Genomic DNA, 6,180 nt, shown 5'->3' on the forward strand with positions numbered 1-6,180 from the left:
TTTTTCACCAGCCTGTTAAAGCGTCGTGCGATCCTAAAAGCTTAAAAAAATAACGGGGCCGCCAATGGTTTGGAAATGGCTTCACGTTATTTTGGGCAGTCAGGACATAGAGGAAGAAGTGCCGCGCTATCCGCCGTTTGCTAAAGGCTTACCGGGTATACCGTCGGTTAAAATTCTAGAATCGCAAATAGAGTTGCTCAAAAAAGTAAAACACTATCTCGGCGTCACGGACGAAGAATATCAAGACCGGGTATACCCATTGATATTGAATTATGCGCGATTCGTTCATTTACTGCCGGCGTCCGAAAAGCATCACCACCGCGGTGCCGGCGGTTTATTCCGTCACGGATTGGAGGTGGGATACGAGGCGGTTTTTAAATCGCACGGCGTGTTGTATGGCATGGACGAAACTCCGGCAATCCGTAAACAACTCACGCCCCGATGGCGGCTTGCAATATTTATCGCCGGCATGCTGCATGACTTAGGTAAACCGGTCACCGATATTGAAATTAAATCGGAAGACGGACGGCACAGCTGCAACATTCTGGGCGACGATATTGAAACGTGGGCCAAAAAACTCAAAATCAAGCGATATTATCTGCATTGGCGAGCCAATCGGCATGGCGACCACGAGATTGTCTCGGCCGGTTTAATCAATAAAATCATCACCGCCGAAGTTCAGGCGTACTTAAACGAATTCGGGGCGACCATCTATAAAGAAATGCTGATGACGATTGCCGGTACGTCACATCCTTCGAAAATGTACGCACTGGTCATGGACGCCGATTACAGCAGTGTGGAAAAAGACTTAAAACAAAACTGTATTCCTATCGACCCGTCGATCGGGGCACCGATCGAATGGTTCATATTGGACGCCATGCGGCAACTGGTTAAACAGGGAAAATGGACCGATAACGTTAAACGGGCTACCGTCTGGCGCATAAAAGAAGGACTCTTTATTGTCTGGGACGAAGCAGCCGAGGATATCACTCGAATTATTACGCAAAACAACATTCCCGGTATTCCCAAACACCCGGATACGCTCGCCGATATTCTCATCGATCGGCAGTTGGCCGTTCCGTATAGAAGGGATGCCGCCAATGTCCGACGGTATTGGATCATCAAACCGGATTGCCTGGATACGCCGCTTAGAGTGCTCAAGTTATCGGACCCTAGACACGTGTATACCGAAGCCGCACCGGTCATCGTCGACGGACAGGTCATTCATCTCGAACTGGAGGGCGGTGGGTCGCCGGATCCGGCAGAGACGCCAAATTCAACGGCCGCATTAACTGAGCCGCAAGACGATCGGGAAACGATCGACGCGGATCAAGCACGTTTCAATGCCGAACCGGAAATCGTTGCCGGTGGCATCGCAGATTCCGAGGCATCGGATGCGGATAAGGACAGAGCCTCACAGACGGCCCCGGCGGTTTCGAATCCGCCACAACGGCACGGACCGACCGCTGAACGGCGCGCGGAGAATAACGCTAACCCGATAGAACAGTCGGACGCGCTTGCGGCTCGGGAATGGTTGGCGTCCAAACACGAGGCCGGCGCGATTCTGATGCAGTGCCTAGACCCTGTATTCGCCGGCCATTTCAGACTGCAGCCGGATGGCCGCATCTTCATGCTACACGTACCGATCGCAAACACGGTCGGCCGATCGCCTCTCGACATCATCAAGGTGCTGGACGCGGCAGGTATGATCCCCGTCGACCCACGCAAACCGCTGGTGAGGGTTGCCGAGATCGGTAGCGACAAAGGCGTATTGTTGAGCAAAGAAACCAGCAAACGCCTAGCCGTATTACTCCCCAGCGAAGAAGAGCGGCCAATGTCCCACCCGTCGAATCACCCCAGCGAGCAAGCACCGGGCGCCAACAGTCGGGCTCAAAACCCCCGAGAGACAGCCGTCAAGCGTACCTCGCCGGCCGATGCGCAAAATCCCATCGAGCAATTGGTGAATGCCATTAAGGCGTACGAAGTGCCGTTTGCCGTTCAGGATTCCGGTGACACGTTAACCGTGGACCTGGTATTGCTCAGGCGGTACGTCGAAGATGAGCGGTTATTCGAATTCAAAGCATTGGTGCGGTATGCGTTCAATCGAACCGACATTTCGATCGACAATATAAAACAAACATTCATCGTCAAAAAATGAAAGACGAATACGACTACCAGCTACCCTGGCGGCCCAATTACGAAATCACCGCGATTGTCGTCTGGACCGCCTTTGGTCTCGTGGCGTATGTGATGTACGTCTATTCCGGACTGCCGCGTGAGCCGTTTAACGGGCTGATGGTGGTGTGCATTTTGATGGCCGCCAGGCGTATGCCGGCGTCGGTTTGTAAACTTTACGCCCGCAGTGAGTAAAGCGGCGCTGAAGTCAATGCGGCAAAAGATTAGAACGTTACGGGTGCGAACACGTACCGAGTTGAGTTTGGGAGAGATCGCTAAATGGTTGAATCCCATCATCAATGGGTGGCTAGCCTATTATGGTTGTTATACCCGCTCAGCGTTGTACGGACTGTGTCGCCACGTGAATATGACTCTGGTGAGGTGGGCGAGGCGTAAGTTCAAGCCGCTTCGCCAGCACAAGATCAAGGCTATGCTGTTTCTGGCGAAGATTGCTGATCAATATCCAAACTTGTTCGCTCATTGGCGAGCGGGAATGATAGGTGCGTTTGCCTGATGGGAGCGGTATGAATCGAGAGGTTCACGTACCGTTCTGCGAGAGGCTGCGGGGGAAGTGCCTGCGGTCTACTCAACACTCGACTGGCCGGTTTCCATTGAGATTATTCAATGTGCCGTCAAGATTATTACCCGGCATATCCAGGATGCACAGCAACAGGAGGCCACCATCGCGTTGCTGATGACCGACGTCCTGCTCGAATACGCGCGAGCGTCCGCTCAAAATCACCCGGATGACGCTTACCGATTACACCGGACGGTCCAGGCCATGCAACGATTTTTGATCGACCGGTTCGGCGCCGACGTACCGCTCGATCACCTGGTGGAACGGACCAAGGTGATTGCCATCCTGCATCGCGTTTCGGCTGTCGCGTCATGACCAAAAGCTTGTTCATCACGTTCATCCTTTGGGTCGCCGAAGTGTTTTTGATCGCGGTATTGGTGTCCGACCAATGGCTTACCGATATGCAAGCGGCCGAAGATCGGATGATTATCGAATACCTCGGCGCCGATAACGATCAGCGCATTCGCGAAGAGTCGACAGCGGTATTCAATGCCTTGCTGGTGCAAACCGGTATTAAACAAAACGTATACCACTTTTTCATACCGACCAAAGCGGAACGCGAGAAATCGGTGGGATTTGAAAACTTTGGTCAAACCGATTATTTTCCCTTTGTCCAAAGCAAATTGGATGTGCTGTTCGGGACTTTTTACCAGTCGCTGCGGCGCTTCTTTTTGCTGTGTTCCTGGTGGCCGTTTTTAATCGCCTCCGTTGTCCCTTGCGCGGTGGACGGTTTGGTGCAACGCAAGATTAAACAAACGAATTTCGATTACTCCAGCCCCTTGGCCCATCGCTATAGCTTCTATGCGGTCATTGGCATTGTGTACCTATTAATGCTCGGCCTGACGTTTCCATTCCCGGTCCCGCCGCAAGCCATGCCGATCGCCTGTGTCCTGATCGCCTTGGCCATGAACATCTATTTTGCCCACACCCAAAAACGCGTTTAATCGAAGGAGCGCGATCAATGTCATCGTACCGCTGGAATGTCCGCCTGATACCGCTGCTAACACTGTTGGCTGGTGCCGGCGTGGGGCACGCCGAAACGTTCAGCGGCCAAGTGGTCGGCGTCCATGACGGCGATACCTTAACGCTTCTCACAGCGACGGCCCAGACCGTCAAAGTAGGTCTGGCCAACATTGACGCTCCGGAAAGCGATCAAGCCTACGGGCAAGCCGCCAAGCTCGGCTTAGCCAATGCCGTGCTCGGTCGTGCAATCACCGTCGACGCCACTCAGCGCGATTTTTACGGCCGGGTGGTGGGTCAAGTCAGATATCAGGGGCGAGACATCAATCTAGAGCAAGTCGCCAATGGGCTGGCTTGGGTGTATCGCCAATTCACCGACGATCCGGTCTACCTGCAAGCCGAGCAGGCTGCGATTCAGGCAGAAATAGGCTTGTGGCAAGATCCGGCGCCGGTGGCGCCGTGGCTGTTCCGGCATCATTAATCGACGACAGGCAGGCGGATGATGTGAATATGGCGAAAGCGAGCGAGGCTGACCTTAAAATGGCGCTTGAATTGGCTTCAGCGTTGGAAGCGATCAGCTGCTGGTACGGCGGCACGATGCCGGCAACCATTGCCAAGCCTCAACAAGATGAAGACGACTGGGAACCATTCACGCTCGAGGACCCTGAGCACTGCCGACGCGTGTGCGAATACCTGATTCGATTGGCACGGAGCGCCTCCTTGTTTCGCGTGGTGATGGGGATGGTTGTACTGCTCGATCCGGAGAACCGATTCATCGATCCCGACGTCGACATATTGGCGTATCACCCGGATACGGTCGCGGCACTGGAGGCAATCGCCGATCCGATGCAGGGGAGGTAGCGATGCTGTTTACCGCGCCGGAATTCATGTACTTGTTTCTGCCGACGACCCTGGGGTTGTGGTGGTGGTTCGTGTCGCGCGACTACGGAAAGAGCGCGCAGTGGCTCATCGTCGGCAGCTCCGTGCTGTTCTATGCGGCATGGAGCACCCAATATGCCGCACTCCTCGTCGCCAACGCCCTCCTGAATTTCTACTGGGGCAAACGTATCGCCCGTACCCGCTCTGCCGTCTTGCTCAGACTTGGTATTCTCTACAACTTGGTTTTGCTGGCCTATTTCAAGTACGCCGACTTTCTGATCGAGACAGCGAACGCGCTCACCGGCCACCAATGGCCTTTGTTGCAGGTGGTCTTGCCGCTTGGGATTTCGTTCTTCACCTTTCAGGCCATCGCGTATTTGGTCGATTGCGGCAAAGGCCAGGTCGAGGATTTCGATATCGGCCGCTTTGCCTTTTCGATCTCGTTTTTCCCGCATCTGAATGCCGGCCCGATTCTGCATTACTCGGATGTGATGCCGCAATTGCGTCGAGGCATCCGCTTCGATCCGGAACGGATGACCAAAGGCCTGTTCTTGTTTGCAGTGGGTTTAAGCAAGAAAACCGTGATCGCCGATCGATTGGCCGGCGTCGTGGATCCGTTGTTTTCCCTGAGCGATCAACTCACGCTTTGCGAAGCTTGGGTGGCCGCAGTGGGTTACGGCTTGCAAATCTATTTCGACTTTTCGGGCTATTGCGACATGGCCATCGGGATCGGACTGATGTTCGGTATCGCGTTACCGCAAAACTTTAATTCACCGTACCAAGCCGTCACGATTGCCGACTTTTGGCAACGCTGGCATATGACGCTCTCGCGATTTCTGCGCGACTACCTCTACATCCCGTTGGGCGGTAGTCGGCAAGGCTTTGGTCTCGGACTGGCGGCCGCGGCCGTCACCATGCTGTTAGGCGGCTTATGGCACGGTGCCGCCTGGACCTTCGTCGCCTGGGGCGCGATGCACGGCGGCATGATAGCGCTCTACCGGGTATGGACCAAAACCGGTTACTCGCTACCTCGTTGTCTGGCAAGCACTTTGACGCTGTGTGGCGTATTTCTGGCCTGGGTGCTATTTCGGGCAGACAGCATGGTCCAGGCCTTACAGATTTGGCAAGCGATGCTGGGACTCAACGGTCTGAAGATACCGGTGATGTTGGCCGGCTGGTTTGCGCCAAACACGGTTCCGATATCGGGCTTAGTCAACGGTCTGGATATGCTCGGCCTCGGCATCCTACTGGTGATTTGTCTTCGTTACCGGCATGCGCAAGCGCAACTCGACACTTTTGCACCGGGTTTCAAGGCACTCGCAGCCTTTGCCGGATTGTTTTTCGCCGGCACTTGGTTATCAGCCGCCCATGAAAGCTTCATCTACTGGTCGTTTTAGTTTTAAGCACTGTTGGCTGGCCGCGCTGGCGATATGTGTCGTGATCGGCGGCGCAATGCCGGTTTGGAACTGGGCGGTTAACCCTTACCAGATATTCGAAAACGATCAATCGTTTGCAGAACCCTATACCTCGCCGGCGACCAACGAACGTTACCTAAAAGTGCGGTATTTGCTGGGGGCGATATCGGCAAA

General features: G+C 54.4%; 9 protein-coding genes. All 9 read left to right on the top strand.

What is annotated here, in order from left to right; genetic code table 11:
• The first annotated feature begins 64 nt into the window (after positions 1 to 64).
• Positions 65 to 2,158: a MobH family relaxase gene (mobH, locus tag A1355_RS09530; protein WP_064027376.1), complete on the top strand. Its 2,094-nt coding sequence runs from the start codon at positions 65 to 67 to the stop codon at positions 2,156 to 2,158.
• Entirely contained in the window at positions 2,155 to 2,370 is a 216-nt protein-coding gene (locus A1355_RS09535) for a hypothetical protein (RefSeq protein ID WP_064027378.1), read from the top strand. Before mobH ends, A1355_RS09535 begins: the two co-directional genes overlap by 4 nt.
• A gap of 16 nt (positions 2,371 to 2,386) precedes the next feature.
• Positions 2,387 to 2,689 carry a group II intron maturase-specific domain-containing protein gene (locus A1355_RS09540; RefSeq protein WP_231883623.1) on the top strand — a complete coding sequence of 101 codons (303 nt, stop codon included), beginning with the start codon at positions 2,387 to 2,389 and terminating at the stop codon, positions 2,687 to 2,689.
• Between the two features lie 57 nt (positions 2,690 to 2,746).
• On the top strand, positions 2,747 to 3,067 hold the full coding sequence (locus A1355_RS09545; protein ID WP_064027383.1) for a hypothetical protein: 321 nt from the start codon (positions 2,747 to 2,749) through the stop codon (positions 3,065 to 3,067).
• Positions 3,064 to 3,696: a DUF4400 domain-containing protein gene (locus A1355_RS09550; protein WP_064027385.1), complete on the top strand. Its 633-nt coding sequence runs from the start codon at positions 3,064 to 3,066 to the stop codon at positions 3,694 to 3,696. Before A1355_RS09545 ends, A1355_RS09550 begins: the two co-directional genes overlap by 4 nt.
• Before the next feature lie 17 nt (positions 3,697 to 3,713).
• A complete protein-coding gene (locus A1355_RS09555) occupies positions 3,714 to 4,193 on the top strand; it encodes a thermonuclease family protein (RefSeq protein ID WP_064027388.1) in 480 nt (159 codons plus the stop codon).
• Positions 4,172 to 4,573, top strand: a complete 402-nt coding sequence (locus tag A1355_RS09560; RefSeq protein ID WP_157197826.1) for a hypothetical protein — start codon at positions 4,172 to 4,174, stop codon at positions 4,571 to 4,573. The genes A1355_RS09555 and A1355_RS09560 overlap by 22 nt, the downstream gene beginning before the upstream one ends.
• A gap of 2 nt (positions 4,574 to 4,575) precedes the next feature.
• On the top strand, positions 4,576 to 5,988 hold the full coding sequence (locus A1355_RS09565; RefSeq protein ID WP_064027393.1) for an MBOAT family O-acyltransferase: 1,413 nt from the start codon (positions 4,576 to 4,578) through the stop codon (positions 5,986 to 5,988).
• A partial coding sequence (locus A1355_RS26090; RefSeq protein ID WP_231883624.1) for a hypothetical protein occupies positions 5,960 to 6,180 on the top strand: 221 nt, incomplete at its 3' end. The genes A1355_RS09565 and A1355_RS26090, both read left to right, overlap by 29 nt.

Origin of the sequence: Methylomonas koyamae (assembly GCF_001644025.1) — a bacterium.
GTDB classification, from domain to species: domain Bacteria; phylum Pseudomonadota; class Gammaproteobacteria; order Methylococcales; family Methylomonadaceae; genus Methylomonas; species Methylomonas koyamae_A.

What these genes read in the sequence shown, in the direction of transcription:
- A1355_RS09540 (WP_231883623.1), top strand. Translation starts at nt 2,387, where the DNA reads ATGCGGCAAAAGATTAGAACGTTACGGGTGCGAACACGTACCGAGTTG.
- A1355_RS09535 (WP_064027378.1), top strand. Translation starts at nt 2,155, where the DNA reads ATGAAAGACGAATACGACTACCAGCTACCCTGGCGGCCCAATTACGAA.
- mobH (WP_064027376.1), top strand. Translation starts at nt 65, where the DNA reads ATGGTTTGGAAATGGCTTCACGTTATTTTGGGCAGTCAGGACATAGAG.
- A1355_RS09555 (WP_064027388.1), top strand. Translation starts at nt 3,714, where the DNA reads ATGTCATCGTACCGCTGGAATGTCCGCCTGATACCGCTGCTAACACTG.
- A1355_RS09550 (WP_064027385.1), top strand. Translation starts at nt 3,064, where the DNA reads ATGACCAAAAGCTTGTTCATCACGTTCATCCTTTGGGTCGCCGAAGTG.
- A1355_RS09565 (WP_064027393.1), top strand. Translation starts at nt 4,576, where the DNA reads ATGCTGTTTACCGCGCCGGAATTCATGTACTTGTTTCTGCCGACGACC.